17 protein-coding genes and 1 other annotated feature are annotated in these 21279 nt (G+C 54.9%); of the genes, 13 read left to right on the forward strand and 4 right to left on the reverse strand.

Annotated elements, in window-relative coordinates; all coding sequences use genetic code 11:
* Complete coding sequence (locus KIH86_RS19140; protein WP_223088329.1) at positions 1-306, reverse strand: rhodanese-like domain-containing protein; 306 nt, start codon at positions 304-306, stop codon at positions 1-3.
* Between the two features lie 134 nt (positions 307-440).
* Here KIH86_RS19140 and aroA point away from each other — a divergent pair, with 134 nt between their 5' ends.
* The 6 genes from aroA to KIH86_RS19170 all read left to right on the forward strand — a co-directional run bounded on the left by aroA (position 441) and on the right by KIH86_RS19170 (position 8397).
* Positions 441-1733 (forward strand): 3-phosphoshikimate 1-carboxyvinyltransferase, encoded by a 1293-nt coding sequence (aroA, locus tag KIH86_RS19145; RefSeq protein WP_223088327.1) that lies wholly within the window; start codon positions 441-443, stop codon positions 1731-1733.
* A 48-nt stretch (positions 1734-1781) separates the two neighbouring features.
* Positions 1782-2225 (forward strand): CoA-binding protein, encoded by a 444-nt coding sequence (locus KIH86_RS19150; RefSeq protein ID WP_223088325.1) that lies wholly within the window; start codon positions 1782-1784, stop codon positions 2223-2225.
* 269 nt (positions 2226-2494) lie between these two features.
* The gene (locus KIH86_RS19155; RefSeq protein WP_223088323.1) at positions 2495-4378 is read left to right on the forward strand and encodes a glucose PTS transporter subunit IIA; all 1884 of its coding nucleotides are present in this window, start codon (positions 2495-2497) and stop codon (positions 4376-4378) included.
* On the forward strand, positions 4375-6138 hold the full coding sequence (gene ptsP, locus KIH86_RS19160) for a phosphoenolpyruvate--protein phosphotransferase (RefSeq protein WP_223088319.1): 1764 nt from the start codon (positions 4375-4377) through the stop codon (positions 6136-6138). The genes KIH86_RS19155 and ptsP overlap by 4 nt, the downstream gene beginning before the upstream one ends.
* Positions 6139-6436: 298 nt before the next feature.
* Positions 6437-6964: a sigma-70 family RNA polymerase sigma factor gene (locus tag KIH86_RS19165; RefSeq protein WP_223088317.1), complete on the forward strand. Its 528-nt coding sequence runs from the start codon at positions 6437-6439 to the stop codon at positions 6962-6964.
* A complete protein-coding gene (locus KIH86_RS19170) occupies positions 6961-8397 on the forward strand; it encodes a DUF4179 domain-containing protein (protein WP_223088314.1) in 1437 nt (478 codons plus the stop codon). Before KIH86_RS19165 ends, KIH86_RS19170 begins: the two co-directional genes overlap by 4 nt.
* Positions 8398-8492: 95 nt before the next feature.
* On the opposite strand, the gene KIH86_RS19175 is transcribed toward KIH86_RS19170, so the two are convergent.
* A complete protein-coding gene (locus tag KIH86_RS19175) occupies positions 8493-9017 on the reverse strand; it encodes a type 1 glutamine amidotransferase domain-containing protein (RefSeq protein ID WP_223088311.1) in 525 nt (174 codons plus the stop codon).
* Positions 9018-9206: 189 nt separating this feature from the next.
* Between KIH86_RS19175 and KIH86_RS19180 the strand changes: the two genes are divergently transcribed.
* The 4 genes from KIH86_RS19180 to KIH86_RS19195 all read left to right on the forward strand — a co-directional run bounded on the left by KIH86_RS19180 (position 9207) and on the right by KIH86_RS19195 (position 12108).
* Entirely contained in the window at positions 9207-9653 is a 447-nt protein-coding gene (locus KIH86_RS19180) for a hypothetical protein (RefSeq protein WP_223088309.1), read from the forward strand.
* Positions 9654-9766: 113 nt separating this feature from the next.
* A complete protein-coding gene (gene ytxJ / locus KIH86_RS19185; RefSeq protein ID WP_223088307.1) occupies positions 9767-10114 on the forward strand; it encodes a bacillithiol system redox-active protein YtxJ in 348 nt (115 codons plus the stop codon).
* A gap of 88 nt (positions 10115-10202) precedes the next feature.
* Positions 10203-11213, forward strand: coding sequence for a catabolite control protein A (ccpA, locus tag KIH86_RS19190; protein WP_223088305.1), 1011 nt, complete (start codon positions 10203-10205; stop codon positions 11211-11213).
* Positions 11214-11406: 193 nt separating this feature from the next.
* Positions 11407-12108: a 5'-methylthioadenosine/adenosylhomocysteine nucleosidase gene (locus tag KIH86_RS19195; RefSeq protein WP_223088303.1), complete on the forward strand. Its 702-nt coding sequence runs from the start codon at positions 11407-11409 to the stop codon at positions 12106-12108.
* Positions 12109-12255: 147 nt separating this feature from the next.
* Here KIH86_RS19195 and KIH86_RS19200 read toward each other — a convergent pair whose 3' ends face one another.
* Positions 12256-15237: a transglycosylase domain-containing protein gene (locus KIH86_RS19200; RefSeq protein WP_223088301.1), complete on the reverse strand. Its 2982-nt coding sequence runs from the start codon at positions 15235-15237 to the stop codon at positions 12256-12258.
* 136 nt (positions 15238-15373) lie between these two features.
* Positions 15374-15643 (forward strand) — a binding site (T-box leader).
* Between the two features lie 86 nt (positions 15644-15729).
* Between KIH86_RS19200 and tyrS the strand changes: the two genes are divergently transcribed.
* Positions 15730-16983 (forward strand): tyrosine--tRNA ligase, encoded by a 1254-nt coding sequence (gene tyrS / locus KIH86_RS19205; RefSeq protein WP_223088298.1) that lies wholly within the window; start codon positions 15730-15732, stop codon positions 16981-16983.
* A gap of 189 nt (positions 16984-17172) precedes the next feature.
* Here the strand turns inward: tyrS and rpsD are convergent, their stop codons facing one another.
* Positions 17173-17772, reverse strand: a complete 600-nt coding sequence (gene rpsD / locus KIH86_RS19210) for a 30S ribosomal protein S4 (protein ID WP_223088296.1) — start codon at positions 17770-17772, stop codon at positions 17173-17175.
* A 388-nt stretch (positions 17773-18160) separates the two neighbouring features.
* On the opposite strand from rpsD, the gene KIH86_RS19215 reads away from it, so the two are divergent.
* Positions 18161-20155 (forward strand): sensor domain-containing diguanylate cyclase, encoded by a 1995-nt coding sequence (locus KIH86_RS19215; protein WP_223088294.1) that lies wholly within the window; start codon positions 18161-18163, stop codon positions 20153-20155.
* Positions 20156-20370: 215 nt separating this feature from the next.
* Positions 20371-21213 carry a hypothetical protein gene (locus tag KIH86_RS19220; RefSeq protein ID WP_223088292.1) on the forward strand — a complete coding sequence of 281 codons (843 nt, stop codon included), beginning with the start codon at positions 20371-20373 and terminating at the stop codon, positions 21211-21213.
* Positions 21214-21279: the final 66 nt, after the last annotated feature.

The following is a 21279-nucleotide window of genomic DNA, read 5'->3' on the forward strand; positions in this document are numbered from 1 at the left end:
TTACTCGAGCTCATTCCATTCGATCATGCCGCCGCTCAGGTTGACGACGCCCTTATGTCCTTGAGTCTCAAGGTACTGGCAGACGCGCTGGCTGCGGGAGCCGGAACGGCAGATGAAGATCACTTCATTCTCTTCCGGTATATCGGAGGTGCGGTATGGGATTTCGCCCATGGGAATATGGAGGGCGCCGGGAATCATGCCCAAGGCGACTTCTTCATCCTCTCTGACGTCGATCAGAATCAAATCTTCACCGGCCTGGATGCGCTGCCGCAGATCCTCCGCCGAAATTTGCGGGATTTCACTCATTGTTATGACCTCTTTCCTTGACAGAATGGAAATGAGTTAATAATACCATACAAGCGGAACAACCTGTCAAACGTGGCAGAGCGAACAGCCGCTTGAGTAAGTGATATAAGTAAATGATAGAGGAGACAACAATCATGGACGTTATCGTTAGGCCAACACCGGTGCTGAACGGGGAAATCGGAGCCTTGTCCTCCAAGAACTATACGACCCGCTACCTGCTGGTAGCCGCCCTGTCTGAAGGCACCAGCACGATCTACCATCCCGCCCACAGCGAGGACAGTGACGCGATTCGCCGCTGCATCGCGGATTTGGGCGCAGAGCTTGCCGAGGACGATGAGAAGATTGTCATCAAGGGCTTCGGCCGGCGTCCGAAGGATATTAAGGAACTGAATGTGGGCAACGCGGGGGCGGTTCTGCGCTTTCTGATGGCGATCGCGACTTTCTGCCCGGACGTTACCTTCGTCAATACATATCCCGATTCGCTCGGCAAGCGTCCGCATGACGATCTCATTGACGCGCTCGGCCAGCTCGGCGTGGAGGTTCAGCATAACAATGGCCGTCTGCCGATTACAATCCGGGGCGGTCATCCGAAAGGCGGACGCATTACCGTATCGGGTTCGGTCAGTTCCCAGTATTTGAGCGCCCTGCTGTTCCTGACGCCGCTGCTGGAAGAAGACAGCGAGATCATCGTGCTGAACGACCTTAAATCGAAGGTGGTCGTGGGCCAGACGCTGGAGGTGCTGGAGCAAGCCGGGATTGCGATCCACGCTGCGGACGACTATATGTCCTTCAAGGTGCCAGGCGGACAATCCTACGAGGCCAAGACCTATACGGTGCAGGGGGATTACCCGGGCTCCGCAGCTGTCCTCGCCGCTGCGGCGGTGACGGAATCCGACGTGAAGATTCACCGGCTCGCCGAGAAGAGCCGCCAGGGAGAGCGCGCCATAATCGACGTGCTGCGTATGATGGAGGTGCCGCTCACGCACGAGAACGGCACGGTTCACGTCAAAGGCAACAAGAAGCTGAAGGCCGTTACCTTCGACGGAGACGCCGCCACCGATGCGGTACTGGCCATGGTTGCGGCAGCTGTCTTTGCAGAAGGCACATCGCGCTTCTACAATGTCGAGAATTTGCGCTATAAGGAATGCGACCGCATTACGGATTATCTGGCCGAGCTTGCGAAGGCAGGCGCGAGAGTGGAAGAGAAGCGGGACGAGATCATCGTGCATGGCCTGCCGGAAGGCGTGCCTGGAGGCGTGACGATCAATGCCCATTATGACCACCGCGTGATCATGGCGCTTACGGTAGTCGGTCTCCGCGCCGCCGAGCCGCTGCTGATCAAGGATGCGCATCATGTCGCCAAATCATATCCGCAGTACTTCGACCATTTGCGGGCGCTTGGCGCCGATGTTGAATGGGTAAAATAGTGCGCACGAGCCGATTAACGGCGGCAGAAAACTAAAGGAGTGATAACAATGGCATTCGAGAATCCGACACGTGAAGAAATCGGCGATATCCTGGCTTCGGCGGGCAACATCGCCGTTGTGGGCCTGTCCGACAAATCCGACCGCACCTCCTACATGGTCGCTTATGCCATGCAGCTGAAGGGATACCGGATTATTCCGGTCAATCCGCTGGTGGACGACGACATTCTCGGCGAGAAGTGCTACCACTCGCTGGCCGAGATTCCGGAGCCGGTGGACATCGTGGACGTGTTCCGCCGGAGCGAATTCTGCCCCGAGGTGGCGCGTGAGGCGGCTGGCATCGGCGCTAAAGTGCTGTGGCTGCAGCAGGGTGTCATCAGTCAGGAAGCGGCCGAAATCGCTCAAGAGGCCGGAATGACGGTTATTATGGACCGCTGCATCAAGGTCGAGGAAGCCATTACGATGCGGGACCGCACCCGGAACCCGAAGAATTAGCCAATCCCGAGGGAGTGGGGAGTAGGCGATGGACAGAGACGTTCTGCCGGGATGGCAGAACGTCTCTTCATGTCAGCCGGGCGGTACGGCAAGTGAGGATGCAAGGGGCATTGCAAGGGCAGACAGCTGCGGGACATGCGGAGTGAGCACTCCGGGGAGCCTGTATGCCCCTTGCCTTGGTATCTCTGCAAGAAGACGCCTTCCATTTGCTTTGACAAAACGGACGGCAGGCCGTACCATTCAATATAGTATGAAAGGAGAGATATGTCTTGAACTGGCTTGGATCACTGCAGCAGCTGGGCAGAGCCATTATGCTCCCTACCATGGTTCTCCCGGCGGCCGCCATTCTTCTCAGCCTGGGAAGCCTCCCCTGGTCCTCGTGGGGTATGGCCCCGGTCGCGGAAGTGGCGACTTATGCGGGACAGGGGATTTTTTACTACATGCCCTATCTGTTCGCAGTCGGCGTAGCATGGGGCCTGTCCAACCAGGCCGGACCCGCAGGACTTGCGGCGCTGGCCGGAATGTTCACCTATGACCGGATTGTGATGAAGCTGGGCGACGGATCTCTCCAGCCGGCAACCTTAATCGGCGTTCTGCTCGGAATTGTCGCGGGCATCGCGCATAACCGCTTTAAGCATATCAAGCTTCCCGAGGCGATCCAGTTTTTTGGAGGATCGCGTTTTGTGCTGCTGTTCATGGGTCTCTTCTCCGCGGTCTTCGCGAGCGTCATGCTCGGCATCTCGCCGCATATCCAGAGCGGCCTCGACAGCCTGCTGAACTTCGTGGATACGACCGGCGGCTTCGGCCTTTTTCTGTACGGGGTGCTGAACCGTGTGCTGACCGCCTTTGGGCTGCACCATATTTTAAATAATGTGTTCTGGTTTCAATTGGGAAGCTACAGGACGCCGGATGGCTCCATTATCCAGGGCGATTTGCCCCGGTTCTTTGCCGGAGACCCGACGGCCGGGAGCTTCATGGCCGGACTATTCCCGATCATGATGTTCGCTCTTCCTGCTATCGCTTTTGCCATTATTCATGAGGCGCGGGAGGACCTGAAGCCGCAGATCAAAAAAACGTTCATGCGCGCTGCTCTTGTCTGCTTCCTGACCGGCGTGTCGGAGCAGATCGAGTTCGCTTTTCTGTTCGCTTCGCCTTACTTGTTCGCCGTGCATACCGTGATGTCGGGTCTGGCGATGACGCTGACCTACGAGCTCGGCATTTACCACGGCTTCTCCTATTCGGCCGGCTTTATCGACTTCATCCTGAACCTGCATCTGTCCCGGCGCGCCTGGCTGCTGATTCCGATCGGCATCGTCTATGGGCTGGTCTACTACAATCTCTTCCGCTGGGCCATCCGGCGGTTCCAGATTCCGACACCGGGCCGCGAGGAGGGCTCCGAGCTCGGAGACTGGGCGGGCAATATCCCGTACCAGGCTCCCCTTATTCTTCAGGCTCTCGGCGGCAAGGAGAACATTGTGCAGGTACAGGCATGCATCACCCGCCTGCGGCTGACCGTCAGGAACGACCGCAAGGTGGACACCGGCGCGCTCAAAAGCCTGGGCTCGGCCGGCATCATCAAGCTTGGCGGCGGCAATGTGCAGGTAGTCTTCGGCACTTACTCGGAGCTGATCCGGGAAGAGATCGACAAACTCATGCTGCGCGATCTGCCGCAGGTACTGTTCAGCGCGCCCATGCAGGGGCGCATGCTGCCCATCGAAGAAGTGCCGGATCATATTTTTGCCCAGAAGCTGGTCGGTGACGGCGTTGCGTTCATTCCGGAGAAAGGCGAGCTGGTCTCGCCCGTATTCGGCAAGGTTATGCACATCTATCCGACGATGCATGCCATCGGCATCTCCACGCCCGAAGGCCTTGAAGTTCTGATGCATATCGGCATCGACACCTCGCAATTGAAGGGGCCCTTTGAGGCGGAGGTCAAGGAGGGAGACAGCGTTGAGCCCGGGCAGCTACTGATACGGTTCGATCTGGAGTATCTGCGGGAGCATGCGGCTTCGCTGGCAACTCCGATGGTCATAACGAATCCCGAGCGGGTCAAATCCTGGAGCTACGCTCCGTTCAAGTCGGTCAAAAAAGGGCAGTCGTCGGTCATGTCCGTTGTGCTGCATGAAAGCAATGTTGGGGGAGTGGAATCATGATACAAGGTATAGGCGCCTCAGCGGGTGTGGCCATCGGAAAAGCCTTCGTTCTGCCGAACTGGGAATGGAGCATGCCGGAGACGCAGGTTAATCCGGTTGATCTGGCTAAAGAATTCGAGCGTTTATATGAAGGCATCAAGACCTCCAAGGATGAGATTGAGTACATCAAGCGCGAATTCCGCGAGGTGGTGGGCCCCGAGGAATCCAGCATTTTTGACGCTCATCTTGCAATTCTGGACGATCCGGTGTTCATGAGCGAGATCCGCGGCATTATCGAACGCCAGTACAAGGCGGCGGAGGTGGCCGTTAAGGAAGCGATCGATCACTTCGTCGCGATGTTCGACCTCCTTGACGACGAATACATGAAGGAGCGGGCGGTCGATATCAAGGATGTCGGCAACCGTCTGCTGAAGCATCTGCTCGGGGCGCCAGAGGTTACGCTGCCCTCCGACACGCAGCCTTATATTCTGGTAGCCAAGGAGCTGTCTCCTTCCCAGCTTGCGCATCTGAATCCGGCCTATGTGCTCGGAATCGTCACCATGATGGGCGGCAAGACGTCGCATTCCTCCATCATGGCCCGCGCTCTCGGGATTCCGCTCATCGCCGGGCTTGAGAACAAGATTCAGACTCCGGTCCAGACAGGGGATTTCCTGATTATCGACGGAGACAACGGCTATCTCTTCATCAGTCCGGATGAGGCGACCGCCGAGCATTACCGGGTGGTTCGCGACAGACAGCGGGAGAAGCGCGAGCAGCTGGAGCTGCTGGCTTCTGTGGACGCCATGACCCGGGACGGTGTGAGAATGAGGCTGGCGGGCAATATCAGCTCCGTGAAGGAGCTTGATATGGCGCTCAAGTACGGGGCCGAGGGAGTCGGTCTCTTCCGGACGGAATTCCTGTATATGGACCGGCAGACCTTCCCCACAGAGGATGAGCAGTATGAGGTCTATAAGCTTGTGGCGGAAAAAGTGGGAGAGCATCCCGTCGTCATCCGGACACTCGATATCGGCGGCGACAAGCATCTCGATTATTTTCAGCTTCCGGAGGAGCAGAATCCGTTCCTGGGCTACCGGGCCATCCGGATCTGCCTGGACCGCAAGGATATGTTCCAGACGCAGCTGGCGGCTATTCTGCGGGCCAGCGCGCATGGCAGCATCAAAATGATGCTGCCCATGATCTCCTCGGTCGAGGAGGTTAAGGAAGCCAAGCTGGTGCTCGAGGAAGTGATGACAGACCTTGACCGCCGCGGCATTTCCTATGACCGGAACATGCAGGTTGGCATCATGATCGAGGTCCCTGCGGCGGTGATGATCGCCGATCTGCTGGCGGAGGAGGTCGACTTCTTCAGTATCGGCACGAATGATCTCGTGCAGTACGTGCTGGCGGTCGACCGGATGAACGAGCAGATCGCCCATATGTATCATCCGTATCATCCGGCTGTGCTGCGGATGATACGGATGACCGTCGAGGCCGCGCATGCGGCGGGCATCGGTGTCAGCGTCTGCGGGGAGCTCGCCGGCGATGAGCGGTCGCTCCCGATTTGGCTGGAGCTCGGCGTCAGCGACCTCAGCATGTCGCCTCAGGCGCTGCTGCGCATGAAGCACCGGACGCTCAATACCGAGGCGTCCAAGGCTAGAGAAGTTGCCCGGCTCTGCTTCACCAGCCGTGAAAGTGCGGATAACGAGCAGCGTCTCATCCATTTTCTCGAACAAGCCGTAATGGAGAAGGTATACAAGCAGGACGGAGAAGAACCAGCTTGAGGCTTCGAGTGAATAGGGGCTTGAGTATTGAGGCTTGATATTAAGCATCGGGTATCGTTCCTGTCTCCCTGTGCAGACTTGGACAGGCATTATCGTTATAATAATATCATCATATTATCTCATCTGAAGAGAAGGCCGCCCATGCTGGAGCGGTCTTTTCCGGTATTTGGGCAGATATTTCGGCAATGAAACTCAAAAAAGTAAAACCGTTTGGCCCTTAAGGAAGTCATATTAGGTAGAAGGCTTGGGAGAGCCTGTCATCCGGATATATAGAAGGGGGAGGAGGATGGGGCTGGATATGAAGCTCGAACAAAGAGATCTCTCCACAGCCGACGCCGGTACGGAGGAAGAGCGATTCTTCCGGCAGGTCGCGGAGCAGAAACGGACACTGTACGGAATAGCCTACAGCTATCTCCGGAACGAGGGAGATGCACTGGAAATGCTGCAGGAGGCTACCTGCAGAGCCTGGATCAAACGCAGCAGCCTGAAGGACAGCAGCCGGTTCGTCCCTTGGATCATCCGCATCCTGATCAACTGCTGCAACGATGAATTGAAGCGCCGGAGCCGGGTGGTGCCTTCAGGCCAGGAGACTGATGATTCGGTTTCAACCGTCATGACCAGCGACCGGAAGCTGGATATGGAGCGGGCGCTGGACGCCGTCAAGCCCAAATACCGTCAGGTGCTTGTCCTGAAATATTACCGGGATTTAACGATTGCCGAAATCGCGGAGATTCTGGAAAGGCCGGAGGGGACGGTTAAAACCTGGATGAACAAAGGGCTGAAGCAGCTAAGGGAGCAAATGAGGAGAAAGGGGGATTTTAGATGACGCCGGAACGCGAGGAAGAGCGGGCGCTTCGCGCTTATTTTGCCGAGGCAGAGAGAGATTCTGAGGAGCTGGCGGTTCAGGACCGGAAGCTGGATGAAGCCATACGAATGGGAATCGAGCGGGGAAGAAATCGCAGACTACCGTATTCTAGGTGGCGGGTAGGCGCCGCCCTGGCAGCCGCTGCTCTGCTAGTGCTGGTCCTGCTTCCGTGGCTTACCGGACTTACGAACCAGACCATGTCTGCAAGAAAGCCGCTGACGAACTGGGGCGAACTTGAGCCCTTCCGCGAGATCCTCAAGGATCAGATTACTCCCAGAACGGCATTGGATTACGGAGAGGTGCACCGGACCCTCGGCGCCGCGAGCGGGGAGAAGAACGGATACCGGTTCACGGTGGATGCCGTCATTGCGGATCGTCGGGGCATGTTCGTGCTGTATACCACTGAGAATCATAGCGACAAGAAAGCGCAAATCGCCGGTTTTATGCTTAAGGATCAAGATACAGGAAAGAGCATCTACGCGGGTTATTCAAGCTGGGGAGATATGGAGAGCGGCAAGGGAACGGCTCATCACATCATCCAGGTCACCTGGGACCAAGCGGTGCAGAAGATTCCGGCAAGCGTGACTGCGACGCTGACAATGACTGAAGACAGCCCGGAGGCACTGACTTCAAGCAGCATGAAGTACCGGACCGAGCTTATGACGAGCTTCCGGCTCGACGAATCCGGAGCTGTCCATGAAGGCAGGGACATCCCGATTAATAGCTCAATGATTATCGACGGTCAGGAAATTTTGTTGTCCAAGGCGTACATCGGCCCGACCGGCATCTATGTGGATTATGATTACAAGGACAGCAACTCCATGAAGATTTTTGGACTGATCTCGCCGACGATTCTTTCCGGTGCGGAGGGGAAGACGAGCAAGCTTACCTCTTTCATGTCATACAAGGGAGATCTTGGTATCGGAACGATGGTGTTCAGCAATGACAACGAAAATGAGCGCGGCCCGCTTACACTGACCGTAGAGGGCATCCAGGCGCTGGATAAGGGACGTCTAACGCTCGTGGTTGATACAGAGAAGAAGGAAATCCTGAAGGCGCCCGACAGCAAGCTCAAGTTCTCGGACGTCCCTGCCGCGAAGGGGCAGATGGTTCTGCGCTATTCGGAGCCGGGTATACTCAGGGGCAATGACAACAGCATCAATACCTGGTATGGTGTCAGCCTTGATATTGACTATACCGACGGCATAGGAAAGGGGCACAAGCTGGATACCTCGCATATGGAATCGTCGCAGCGGGAAGGGGCAGAAGGTCGGACAGTCGACTATTATATCAATCTGGGAGAGCCGTCCGAATACCTGCCGCAGCCCTTGACCTTTACGTTATACAGCTATCCGAACCCGATCCTGGAGCATAAGTCGCTGCGTATCCGCTAGAATTCCCTCTTAATGGACATGTCGCCGCTGAAAAAGAAAACCTCCGCCTTGCCCGCGTCCGGCTGACGCAGCAAAGCGGAGGTTTTCATCTTTTATCATTCTCCGGCAAGTGCGTCGCAGAACGCTTTGCCGTAAGGAGGAAGATCGGGCGGGCGCCGGGCCGAGATGATGTGACCGTCAGTAACGACCGGCTCATCTTTCCAGATCGCTCCCGCATTCTCCATATCGTCACGGATACCCGGCGTGGAGGTCACCGTGACGCCGTCCAGAATTTTGGCGGAAATCAGAACCCAGCCGGCGTGGCAAATCTGTCCGATTGGCTTCTTGGCTTCGTTAAATTCCCGGATCAGCTCCAGCACCTTGGGATACCGGCGGATCTTGTCCGGGGCCCAGCCTCCCGGAACGAGGATGCCGTCATAATGAGACGTTTCCAGTTCATTCCAGGAGTAATCCGAGACGGCAGGTACACCGTATTTGCCGACATAGGTTTTATTCTTCTCCAGCCCGGCCAAGTGGACCTCGGCTCCTTCTTCTCTCACCCGGTACACCGGATACCAGAGCTCCAAATCCTCAAATTCATCGTCTACCAATGCAATTACTTTTTTGCCTGCGAGTCTCAAATCAACAGCAGCTCCCTTCGTAAACTTATCCCGGTTATTTTATCAAATTTAAAATTTAAAGTCACATTAGAGGTGAAAAAGTTATACATAACTGGTAAATAAAACACAATGTGCAAATCGAAAGGATTTTTAGGGGGGACGGCGAATATATAAAACTGATTGTGAAAAAACCCTACTGAGGTGCTATCCATGACTCGAATTGTTCAACTTCAACAAACCTGCCGCTGCGGCGGCGAGATGATCATACATATGCATACCCTGATTTATAAAGCCCGTGTCAAAATCGAGAAAGTCCCTGTCTTTATGTGCCAATCCTGCTTCACCTATGAGCCTCACCCGGCGGTCAAGGCGGATCTTGCTTCACTCCTGGCTGAGCTGGGCGAAGCTCCGGGCAGATTAACCATTTCCTTTGTAGAACGCAACGAGTGGGCCTTTGTGCTGAATTCCACGTTCAATGGTTATACTGGGGAGGACCGTGATCTGGAGTCTGCGGTACGGCAGGCGGTCGCGGAGCGGATTGATCTACTTCTCGATATACTCCGCGTAGCAACGGAATTATCGGACAAACAATGGATGAACGAGATCGAGAACAGGCTGCTTGTATTGGTTCCGCACTATAAAACCGGTGTACGTTGAAATTTTTTTCTGTAACTCAATGAAAATCTTTCAGAAATGTTGGATTTTTTCGCCGTTTTTTGATACCATAAAGTAAGAGGTTACATTTCTCGCACAAGGGGATGGGAACTTAAATGGCACAACTAATCCAAGTTGGCTCCACCCTGGAACTGGAGGAAGCTCTTGCACGTTCGGAAGAGCAACCCCTGCTGATCTTCAAGCACAGCACACGCTGTCCGATCAGCGCCGGAGCTTATGAGCAGATGCAGTCTTACCTTCGCGGCGAGCCTGAAGAATCGGTAACGTATGCGCTAATCGACGTCATCGAGTCCCGGGACGTATCAGGCGAAGCGGCAGCAAAATTGGGGATTGAGCACCAGTCGCCCCAAGCGATCCTTGTCAAAAACGGTAAAGCGGTATGGAACACGTCCCATTCCCGGATAACGGAATCGGCTTTGAAAGAAGTTCTGAAAGGAAATTGAAGCGTTATCATTGCACAAAAGTACAAATTATCGTATCATGATTTTAATTCGATCGAACGATAAAATTTATCGCAATGGAGAGAGTAATTTGACTGTAACCATTTACGATGTAGCGCGTGAAGCAGGCGTATCCATGGCAACGGTATCACGGGTGGTTAACAACAACCCCAATGTGAAGCCGCAGACTCGAAAGAAGGTTTATGAGGCGATTGAGCGTTTGGGTTATCGTCCCAACGCGGTGGCAAGAGGTCTTGCCAGCAAGAAGACGACGACAGTCGGTGTGGTTATTCCCGACATTTCGAATTCGATCTTCGCCGAAATCGCCCGCGGTATCGAAGATATCGCGAATATGTATCATTATAATATTATTTTGTGTAACGCCGATAAGCGCAAGGAGAAGGAAATCCGTGTTATTAACACTCTGCTCGAGAAGCAGGTGGACGGGCTCCTCTTCATGGGCGGAACCGTTACGGAAGAGCATATTCTGGCCTTCCAGACATCGGCTGTTCCGATCGTGCTCTGCGCGACCAGTGACGAGAAGGGAACCTATCCTTCGGTTGACATCGATCACGAAGCTGCGGCATTTGATGCCGTCAACACGCTGATTCGTCACGGACATCGCGAAATCGCCATGATCAGCGGCACGTTGCAGGACCCGGCCAACGGCTTCTCCCGGTTCCAGGGCTATAAGCGGGCGCTGGAAACGGCTGGTATCGAGTATCAGGAGGATCTGGTCCGTATCGGCAACTATCGCTATGAATCCGGTGTTGAAGCCATGAAGTACTTCCTCGGCCTCAAGAAGAAGCCGACGGCTATCTTCGCGGCAACCGACGAAATGGCGATCGGCGCGATCCACAGCATTCAGGACGAAGGTCTGAAGGTGCCGGATGATTTCTCGATCATCAGCGTCGATAACATCCGTATGGCATCCATGGTTCGGCCGCTGCTGACCACGGTCGCCCAGCCGATGTATGACCTTGGCGCTGTCGCCATGCGGCTTCTGACGAAGCTGATGAAGAAGGAGACCGTGGAGAATCCGCGGGTCATTCTTCCGCATGAGACGATTCTGCGTCTCTCCGTCAGCCATGTGAATGAGTAATTAAACGAACGAATAATTGGATGAACGAATAATTCGGACCTCATCCCTGTGGGACCGGTCGGCGCTCCGCCGGCCGGAATGACTGAAGCCGACGTAAAGAGCCCCGTCCTGGGGCTTTTTGTGTTTGTGCATCTAGTCCAGGTTCTGCTATACATCTGCTATACATAGGTAACTTACGAGAAGGAGGCAGCTTATGAATCCGGTTATCGGAATTGTGGGGGCCATGGATGAAGAGATCAGACGGCTGCTGGAGGATATGGAGCACAGCGAAGCCGAGGTTTACGCGGGAATCACGTACTATAAAGGGACGATTCGAGGACATTCGGTCGTCGTTACCAAATGCGGCGTCGGCAAAGTCAATGCGGCGGTTGCCACGCAGATTTTGATTCAGCAGTGCGGAGCGGCCAAGGTCGTATTCACCGGAGTGGCGGGCGCGCTGCATCCGGATCTTGATGTCGGCGATATCGTCATATCGTCGGAATGCATGCAGCATGATATGGATGCAACGGCTCTTGGCTATGCTCCGGGCGTCATTCCCTATCAGGACATATCCGTATTTCCAGCTGACCCGGAGCTGGTCCGTATCGCCGGCAAGGTATGCATGGACCGGAAGGCCCGTTATGTGACAGGCCGAGTCCTGTCAGGCGACCGGTTCGTGGCGAATCACGAGCTTGTCGTTAAGCTCAGAGAAGAAATGAACGGTGCTTGTGCGGAGATGGAGGGAGCGGCGCTGGCTCAAGTATGCCATATGAACGGTGTTCCATTTGTCGTTATCCGCGCCATGTCCGACAAAGCGGACGGATCGGCGGATGTCAGCTACAGTGAATTCACTGAAACGGCTTCTCGGTTGTCCCATGAAATCGTCATCGGCATACTGGAGGAACTGAAGAAGTAGAGATTGTAGACTAGGAACACCCACAAAAAAGACGGCTGACTCATCGCCCGGCAGGGCGACGGTCAGCCGTCTTTGCTTATGTGATGATGTTGAACTTAATGATCCTAGTCGTCTGAGTTCCAACAGCTGTTACAGCTGGTTTGCGGCTTAATTGCCGGTTCCCGTATGCGTTCCGCCTTGAGCGGGGGTTCCAGCGCCAGCTCCAGCTCCTGCGTCGGTTCCACCGGTTCCGTCGGTTCCACTGGTTTCGCCGGTGCCGCCTGTAGTGGTGCCAGTAGGGGTAGGCGATACAATGATCGTTCCGGGATTGTCTGTGCTCTGCGGATCGACCGGAAGACCGGGAAAGACGCCTGGCAGCTGCTCTCCGCCCTCGCTAGGGTTCGGGGTCTGTACTGGCCCCTCCGAAGCGGATGGAGACGGCGAAGGCTCAGGAGTCGAATAGCTGCCGCCCACAGAGGCGGAAGATGTCTCTCTCCCCGCGACATCGACCGCTGTCACATAGAACACGGCCGATTCGCTCTCCGGCGTTCCTGGCGTGAACGATGTGCCTTCGCCGGACGTCAGCACGCCGACCTTCTGGAATGCTCCGCCGCGAAGCGACCGGTATAGCCGGTAGCCTACCACATCGGCGGATGGACTTTTGCCGAAGGAGATGACCGCTTTGCCGTTCTTGTAAATCAAGGCCACATTTTGTGGCGAAGCCGGGGCAGCGCCGTCGTCCTGACGCGGATCGATTTCGGTCGGCACGTCGGATTTGGCGTCTGCAGGCAAATAGTATTCCAGCGGCTCATGATCTCTCATCGACGGGAACGCCGCTTCCAGCTCCTTGATCAGTTGGTCGATCGGCTTCTCTCTGGCAACGACGATTTTCGAGTTCAGGAAGTCATCTGGCGTACCTTCACGCGGGATGTAGTTAACTCCGCCGTACGTAATATACTTGGCCCGGGTGATTCCGTCATCACTGTCTTTGGGTACATATTTGGCATTAAAAATATCGGTCGTGAACTTGTCTGTCAGCGAGGTCGGCTGCTTGCCGCTGTAAGCGGAAACCGTATCCTTGACAATGCCGTCCGGCTGGTCGAATTTCTTGGTTGTGAACAGCTCGGGCTCCTTCTCGACAACAGCGTTCATAACCTTCGCCCATAACGTCTGGGCCTGCTTGCGCTGAGTCTTGCCTTCAAGCGTGTTGATCTGCTCCTTGTAGCCGACCCACATGCCAAGCGTGACGTCCGGGGAATAACCCATAAACCACACATCGGCATAGTTCTGGGTCGTTCCGGTCTTGCCGACAATAGGAACGTCTTTAAAGTGCTTGTAATTGCTCTTGACCGTGCTTCCCGTTCCGTCGGATACGACGGTGCGCAGCATGTCGGTCATCAAATAGGCGGTCTGCACAGAGAAGACCTGCTGCGGACTGGCCTTGTGCTGATAGACGATTTTGCCCTGTGCGTCTACAATCTTCTCGATCATATACGCGTCGTTGAATTCGCCCTTGTTTCCGATAGCTGAATACGCATTGGTAAGATCCTCGACGGTTACGCCGTATTTCAGGCCGCCGAGAACGCCCGTCTGCGCGCTGTAATCCTCGTCCTGGATCGTCGTGATGCCGAGTTTCTTGGCGAAAGCCCATGCATCCTTGATGCCCACCTTCTCGTCGAACAGCTTGAGGGCGGGGAGGTTCAGCGAGTTGTTGAGCGCGTATCTTGCCGTTACCAGTCCCTGATAACGGTTATTCGAGTTCTTCGGAATATGGAAGCCTTTGGAGCCGTCCTTCAAAATGATCGGGGCGTCGTCCAGAATGCTTGCGGGCTGAATGATACCGGTATCCAGAGCCGGCAAATACGCGGCAATAGGCTTCATCGTGGAGCCGGGCTGGCGCACCATCTGAGTGGCATAGTTCATGCTCTCGATGTTGTAGTCACGGCCTTCGATCATCCCCAGAATCGCGCCGGTCTTATTCTCGATCATGATGCCGGCGGTCTGCTCCAGACCTTTCTTCTTGCTCTCTTTCGTAAAATTGCTGCTGTCGTCCGAGATGCTGTGCATGGCGCTGTATACTTTTTTGTCAATCGTGGTATACACACGGTATCCGCCTGTCAGCAGCTGCTGACGCGCACTCTCCAGCTGGGCGGCGCTGCTCTCGCCATCCTGTCCCTTGTTCAGCTTAAGCAGGATGCCGGCTGCCTGCCGCTCCGTCTCCATCATAAGATAGGGATAAGTGACATAAGCCTTCTTCGAATGCGGAGCAAGCGACTTCTTGATGTCAAAGGCCAATGCCTGCTGATACTGGGAAGAGTTGATTTTGTTCTCCTCCAGCATGCGGCGCAGCACCAGATGCTGCCGGTCGATTGCGCGGCCGAATGCGGCCTCGTTAAATTCCCCGTATCCGTTGAATGCGGAGTAGCTGGACGGAAGCTGGGGGAGACCCGCCAGATAAGCCGCCTGTGCGATATTCAGCTTGTTGAGATCATTAATGCCGAAGATACCTTTGGCGGCGGCCTTGATCCCATACACATTGTATCCGTTTGAACCGTTGCCAAAAGGAACTTTGTTGAGATAGGCCGTTAATATTTCGTTCTTGCTTAAAAATCGTTCCAGCCGCAGCGACAGTAAAATTTCCTTGACCTTGCGGTCGTCCGTCTTATCCAGACTCAGGAAGACGCGTCTTGCAAGCTGCTGGGTGAGGGTACTGCCTCCGGTCTGAACGGACTCGTTCAGCAATTTCTGCTTAATGGCCCGCACTGTGCCGCTGATGTCAACACCATGATGCTCATAGAACCGATTATCTTCAATGGCGAGAACGGCATCTATGACCGATTGGGGGATATCCTTGAAGGCGACGAGCCTTCGATCCTCGTCTGTTCGAAGCTGGCCGATCGGCGTGCCGTCCCGGAAGTAGGCGAAGCCGGTTACATCGTTCTGGCTGATCTCTTCCTGAATCGTCTGCTCGGACCGGACGGGCTCATCCTTCACTATGGACGCAATGAAACCGCCCACGGCGCCGCCGGCGAAGAGCGCGGCCATAAAGCCCAGGATGAACATCCATTTGATGACGGAGCCGATTCGGCGAAGCCAGGATCTGCGCGGCCGAATATCCTCCGCCACTTTCTTCATATTATCTTGAGCCATCGACATCCTCCTTTTACCGGAATTATTATAGCACAAAATGGCGGTTTTGAATGCGCGTGTAGGATAGAGGGGAAGAGGGACGAAATTTGACATATTGAACGGGCCTATGCTATAAATGAAATCAATTGGATAATTCACAAAGGCGTGGAAGGACAGAAGTAGCAGGGAATCCCGTTTCATCAGAGAGCCGGTGGAAGGTGCGAACCGGTGGCGGAGCTCTAGCGAATTACGGTCCGGAGCCGTCCGGGGGAACAATGGGGAGCGCTGCTTCTCCAACTAGTAGTCCGGCACCGGGATGAACATTCCCGTTATGGCAATGAAGTGAAAACTGTGCAGGCTGACTATACATAGTTGGGCCGATGGTTTTAATTAGGGTGGTACCGCGAGTCTCTTTCTCGTCCCTTGGGATGCGAAAGAGGCTTTTTTGCGTGAATTTGCATGTATGATGTAGATCCAGAGATGCAAGAAACAGAAGAGAAGGGGTTGCCGAAGATGAAATGGGAAGAATTGTTGCCGGAGCAGCAGCATGAAGTCGAACGCCAACTGGAGATTATCTCACGCGGTGTCGTGGAGATTGTGCCGGAAGAGGAATTGAAACGTAAAATTATGAAATCGGTCGTGACGGGGACGCCGCTGAACGTGAAGCTTGGTCTCGATCCTTCCGCTCCCGACATTCATGTGGGACATACGGTTGTCATGCACAAGCTGCGCCAGTTCCAGGAGCTGGGCCATCAGGTTCAGCTTATTATCGGGGACTTCACGGGCCGGATTGGCGATCCGACGGGCAAATCGGAGACGCGCAAGCAGCTGACTGAAGAAGATGTGAAACGCAATGCGGAGACATACAAGAAGCAGCTTCATAAAATTCTGGACCCGGAGAAGACAAAGGTCTTCTACAATTCCGAGTGGCTCGGTCCGATGAACTTTGCCGATGTGGTGGGTCTGGCTGCCAAGGTGACGGTGGCCCGCATGCTCGAACGCGACGATTTCACCAAGCGCTACCAGAACGGCCTGCCGATCAGCATTCATGAATTCTTCTACCCGCTGATGCAGGGCATGGACTCCGTGGCGCTTAAGACAGACGTGGAGCTCGGCGGTACAGACCAGAAGTTCAATCTACTGATGGGACGGACCCTTCAGAAGGAATACGGTGTCGATACGCAGGCCGCCATCATGACCCCGCTGCTTGAAGGTCTGGACGGCGTTCAGAAGATGAGCAAGAGCCTGGGCAATTACATCGGTATCGATGAGGAGCCGAACGAAATCTACGGTAAGGCGATGTCGGTTCCCGACGAGCTTATGCTGAAATACTACTCGCTGGCCACCGATATTACCAACGAAGGCTTGAAGGAGCTTGAGGAAGGCCTGGCTTCCGGTGCGGTTCACCCGCGTGACGCCAAAATGCGGCTGGCGCATACCTTCGTCAGAATGTATCATGGCCAGGAAGCTGCGGATGCCGCAGAGCAGCATTTCATTACGGTATTCCAGCAGCGGGCGCTGCCGGAGGATGTGGAAACGATCGCGATTCCGGCCGGGGAGCTGACGGACGGAGCCATCCGCCTGACCAGGCTGCTGCAGGTCATCGGATTTGCGGCTTCGGGCGGTGAAGCCAAGCGCAGCATCCAGCAGGGAGCGGTCAAGCTGAACGAGGAGAAGCTGACCGATCCCAACGCGGATATCACGCCGCAGGATGGGGATATCATCCAGGTCGGCAAGCGGAAATTCGCGAAGCTCACACTGAGCTGAGAACCTTGGCTTGATATGAGATTGATGCATACAAATCATAACGGCAGGCCTTTTATCGAGGGCCTGCCGTTCTTGTCATTTGGAGCTGTAAGTATAATAGAGAGGACTGCACCATGTGATCCCCGTTTAACGAACAAGAAGCCTCCGGAATGAACCGGAGGCTTCTGTATAAGCAATGGTAACGTAAGATTAACGGTTGTAGAATTCGACGATTTGCTTCTCGTCGATGTCCTGGGAGAGCTCGGCGCGTTCCGGCAGACGGATGAACTTGCCTTCCACTGCGGAATCGGAGTATTCCAGGTATGCCGGCAGATGTGTACGGTTAGCCAAAGCTTCCTTGATGGAAGTCAGGGCACGGCTTCTTTCGCGAAGGCCGATTACATCGCCTGTGCTTACACGATAGGAAGCGATGTCGACTTTCTTGCCGTTAACGGTAACATGTCCGTGGGAAACCAATTGACGAGCGCCAGCGCGGGAGTTAGCGAATCCCAGACGGTATACAAGGTTGTCCAGACGGCTTTCAAGCAGGAACATGAAGTTCTCGCCCGCGATACCTTGCATGCCATGCGCTTTGTGGAACAGAGTGCGGAACTGTTTCTCGCCCAAACCGTACATATGACGAAGCTTCTGCTTCTCGAGCAGCTGCATGCCATAGTTGCTAACCTTTCTGCGTTGGTTAGCGCCGTGTTGTCCAGGAGGGAAAGGGCGCTTCAGGTCTTTGCCTGTTCCGCTCAGGGAGATGCCCAGACGGCGGCTGAGTTTGAATTTAGGTCCGGTGTAACGTGCCATGTTATAGTAGACTCCTTTTTAATTGTAATTTCAGCAGGGCTCTATTTGCGCCGCTGTTCGTTAGAAGCGGTTCGCCTTATGGCTCCGCACTGCAAGGGAAAGTTCAGCCGCTGCCCCTTGCAGACGAAAAGCGTGAGGGTGACACAATGTTACGCCCAATTGGAAGACTTGTTACAGTCTTGTTCAACAATAAATTTTATATGAAATAGCCTATCCAAGTCAAGCCTGCTTTCAGAACTTTATGATTTATTTAACTTTTAGTTCTTTTGACCTAAAAAATATCTGTTTACAGCCGAAAAAATGATGCAATGGAAACGGAAAGAGAGTAAAATAGTGTTAATTGCTGGAGCAGCGGATTACATTCAGGATGAAAAGGAGACCCGTCTTTATGTCAGAGCAGGAAGCTAACGGCACTAAAGATAGCCATGCGCTGATACGCAATATCAAGATGCCGGGCAGGAACTCCAAGGATCCTGCGGCATGGCTCAAACAACTGGATATCAACAGGCATGACTTTCCTTATATCTCCGCCATGATTACGGACAGTTTTCACGAATGGACGGAGAAAGGAGCGGGTCTTGCTTTTGCGGGAGCCTGGGACTGGTGTGTCTTTAACTTTGAAGGCAAATGGCTCGCGGGAAAGAAAGAAACTGACGAGCTGAAATCTCCGCTGTGGGAGCAGGTCGTCAACGTCAGTCTGACATCTTCGAGGGACTGCATGCTCCAGATCGAAGAGAACGGCAGAGAGACAGCTTATTTGGCTGTGCCGCTGAAGACCCGTTCAGACGGGGAAGTATACGCGCTGTTAGGCTGCAAAATGCCGGCGGGCGACATGCTTAAGGGAGGACGCTATGCGGCCGAGGCCATGGCCCTTCACTACATCACCTGCTTCTACAGGCAGATGGAGCATCTCTTCGTTGAGGACCTGACCGCGGTCCATCACCATGCCGAGCGGGAGAGCGGACGGCGTTCCCTGCTCTTCCAGATCGTGCAGCGCATGCACGACAATATCGATGTGGATGCCGTTCTCACCGAGGTAATCGAGAGCATCGCAGCTATGTATCCCGGTGCCAAACTTACGCTGTATATGTCGCAGGATCACCACAGTTCCCTTCCACAGGTGATGCCAGTGCCGCAGAAATGGGACAGGGAAGATGTCCGGGAGAAGGCGTTCAAGGACGGTTCCGTAGCGATGAAGACTCATGATGACCAGCCTCTCGTCGAAATCGGTTTGCCGCTTGGCGGCAAGCAAGGTGTATACGGAGTGTTTCATCTTGTCATGCATAACCCGGAAGATCCGGACACGGACCTGTCCTTTCTGTCCATGGTGGCCGGGACGGCGGGCACGGCGTTCGAGAACGCGAAGCTGTACGATAGATCCAATCAGCTGATCCGGGAGCTGAGAATGAGCAACGAGCTGACCCAGCGTCTGAACCAGAGCCTGCAGCTCGGCGAGACGTTCGAAGCCGCCTTTGAAGAGCTTCTGGGGATGTTCGAAGCGGATTACTGCTGCATACTCCACTACAACGAGGAGAAGCAGGGACTTGAAGCAGTGGCCTGCAATCATCCGTCGCTGATCGGCGAGATCATCGAAGTGGGACGCGGGGTAGGCGGAAGAGTGTTCTCCTCCGGCGAACCCGTCATTATGTCCGATTATCCGGATCAGGGCGGAATCCGGTCGAAGCTGATGGATTTCACCGAGTCGCAATCCCTTATTGCAACGCCGATTAGCGTCGGCGGCGAAGCACGGGGCGTTATCATGCTGACCCACCGGGAGCCGCGTTTTTTCTCGTACGATCATTTCAAGCTGCTGCAGTCGCTGGCCGGACACATCGGCCTTGCCGTTGGCAATGCCCTTCTTCACGCCGAAGTCCACAGGCTGGCTAACCGGGATTCCCTGACAGGACTGTACGCCAGACATTTTCTGGACCAGTCCATCAAGGAGAAGCAGACCGGCGATTATTGCGGTACGCTTGTCGTCGTGGACATTGACTACTTCAAGCAGGTCAATGATACATATGGTCATCAGAAGGGCGATCTCATTCTGCGGCAGGTCAGCGACATCGTCCGGCTATCCATCCGTCAGGGCGATCTGGCGGCGAGATGGGGCGGAGAGGAGCTGGCGATCTATCTGCCGCAGCTCTCGTCGGAGCAGGCGTTCCATGTAGCGGAACGGATTCGGGTTCGGGTCCAGAAGGAGACAGATCCGGAAGTAACCGTGTCCTGCGGAATCGCGGAATGGAATTGGAACGACCAGCACCTCGCCAGCGTCGACTCCCTGTTCTACAGAGCGGATATGGCGCTCTATGAGGCCAAGAACAACGGCCGCAACCAGGTGGTTGTGGACAAGGGAACCGAGGAGAAGGCCGGGAAGCAGGGGTAAAGCCGTTAATGCTTCGCATAGACGGGGATGTAGGCTGAGCTAGCCCGAAATTCATTCGGTTATAACAATGATCAAGCCCTTCGCCGGGATCGCGGCGGAGGGCTATTTTGACTGCAAACATTACGCCGTATAAGGCTCTCAAAACGCTCTTGGTATAAGCCTGCGGAACGGGGACACGATATCAAGTATGATAAGCGAGGAAGAAAGAGGCGCTGATGACGATGGGATATGCACTCGCAAGAAAAGGGTTGACGGGACTGATAGCCCTGGGCTGCTTCATGACTGCGGGCTGCACGGGAGCGGGTGAAAGACCGGCTCCAGAGCAGCTGGGACTTGCACTGTCCGGGATAACTGGGACTGATGGGGTGAATTTTGAAGGAGAGGCCGCCCTTACGGTTAACGGGGCTCAAAAGAAGGATGCTACACTCTATTATGGAGGGGAGCTGAAAGACCATAATTCGCTCTCGCTGTACACGCTGCCTTCAGGCGCTGTCCGGTCGCCGAAACCGGAGACGTTAAGCGCCGGAGAAGCCGCCACTGCTTTTTACAGCAAAATGGTCAAAGAGAAAGGGGGCTGGATTGGAGCAGAGAGCATGGAATCGCAGGAGCCGCTCCCGCTTCCCGGCATGAATCCCCTCTCTCAGCTTGAAGATTTGGACAGTCTGGACAAGACTGTGACGCGGGAGGAAGGCGCGGCCCGGGGAACGGTCCTGCTGCGGGTTGAGCTCACTCCAGAGGCAGGGCTTCGCCAGCTCTCCCGGGAACTGGAAGAGAATATGACACCGCTTCGCAATGTTTCCGAGGAAGCAAAGGGAGCGGCGTACCATGCCGAGTCCGTAACCGCCCGCCTGGCAGAGCTCTGGGACCACGAGAACGGCGAGCTGCAGCGCAGGCTGAAAAAGGCGGAGGTGAAGACTGTCTATTATCTGAAGGTGGATACGAGGCGCAATCTTCCTAAAACGCTTACCCGTCAGCGGACGGTCCGTTATTTAACGCCGGAGGGGAAATCACGCCAGGAGATGACGGTCATGCGCGTCGATTTTTACGGATATCGGTAGATAATGGGACTGCGCCTTGCGTATCCCTGCCGGAATGCTACAATATATAGGCATGTGGAAATATTT

The organism is Paenibacillus sinensis, assembly GCF_019904155.1.
Classification (GTDB): Bacteria; Bacillota; Bacilli; order Paenibacillales; family Paenibacillaceae; genus Paenibacillus_AQ; species Paenibacillus_AQ sinensis.

Coding starts and splice junctions, on each gene's coding strand:
- KIH86_RS19140 (WP_223088329.1), bottom strand. CDS start 306: ATGAGTGAAATCCCGCAAATTTCGGCGGAGGATCTGCGGCAGCGCATC.
- aroA (WP_223088327.1), top strand. CDS start 441: ATGGACGTTATCGTTAGGCCAACACCGGTGCTGAACGGGGAAATCGGA.
- KIH86_RS19150 (WP_223088325.1), top strand. CDS start 1,782: ATGGCATTCGAGAATCCGACACGTGAAGAAATCGGCGATATCCTGGCT.
- ptsP (WP_223088319.1), top strand. CDS start 4,375: ATGATACAAGGTATAGGCGCCTCAGCGGGTGTGGCCATCGGAAAAGCC.
- KIH86_RS19165 (WP_223088317.1), top strand. CDS start 6,437: ATGAAGCTCGAACAAAGAGATCTCTCCACAGCCGACGCCGGTACGGAG.
- KIH86_RS19170 (WP_223088314.1), top strand. CDS start 6,961: ATGACGCCGGAACGCGAGGAAGAGCGGGCGCTTCGCGCTTATTTTGCC.
- KIH86_RS19180 (WP_223088309.1), top strand. CDS start 9,207: ATGACTCGAATTGTTCAACTTCAACAAACCTGCCGCTGCGGCGGCGAG.
- ytxJ (WP_223088307.1), top strand. CDS start 9,767: ATGGCACAACTAATCCAAGTTGGCTCCACCCTGGAACTGGAGGAAGCT.
- KIH86_RS19195 (WP_223088303.1), top strand. CDS start 11,407: ATGAATCCGGTTATCGGAATTGTGGGGGCCATGGATGAAGAGATCAGA.
- KIH86_RS19200 (WP_223088301.1), bottom strand. CDS start 15,237: ATGGCTCAAGATAATATGAAGAAAGTGGCGGAGGATATTCGGCCGCGC.
- tyrS (WP_223088298.1), top strand. CDS start 15,730: ATGAAATGGGAAGAATTGTTGCCGGAGCAGCAGCATGAAGTCGAACGC.
- rpsD (WP_223088296.1), bottom strand. CDS start 17,772: ATGGCACGTTACACCGGACCTAAATTCAAACTCAGCCGCCGTCTGGGC.
- KIH86_RS19215 (WP_223088294.1), top strand. CDS start 18,161: ATGTCAGAGCAGGAAGCTAACGGCACTAAAGATAGCCATGCGCTGATA.
- KIH86_RS19220 (WP_223088292.1), top strand. CDS start 20,371: ATGACGATGGGATATGCACTCGCAAGAAAAGGGTTGACGGGACTGATA.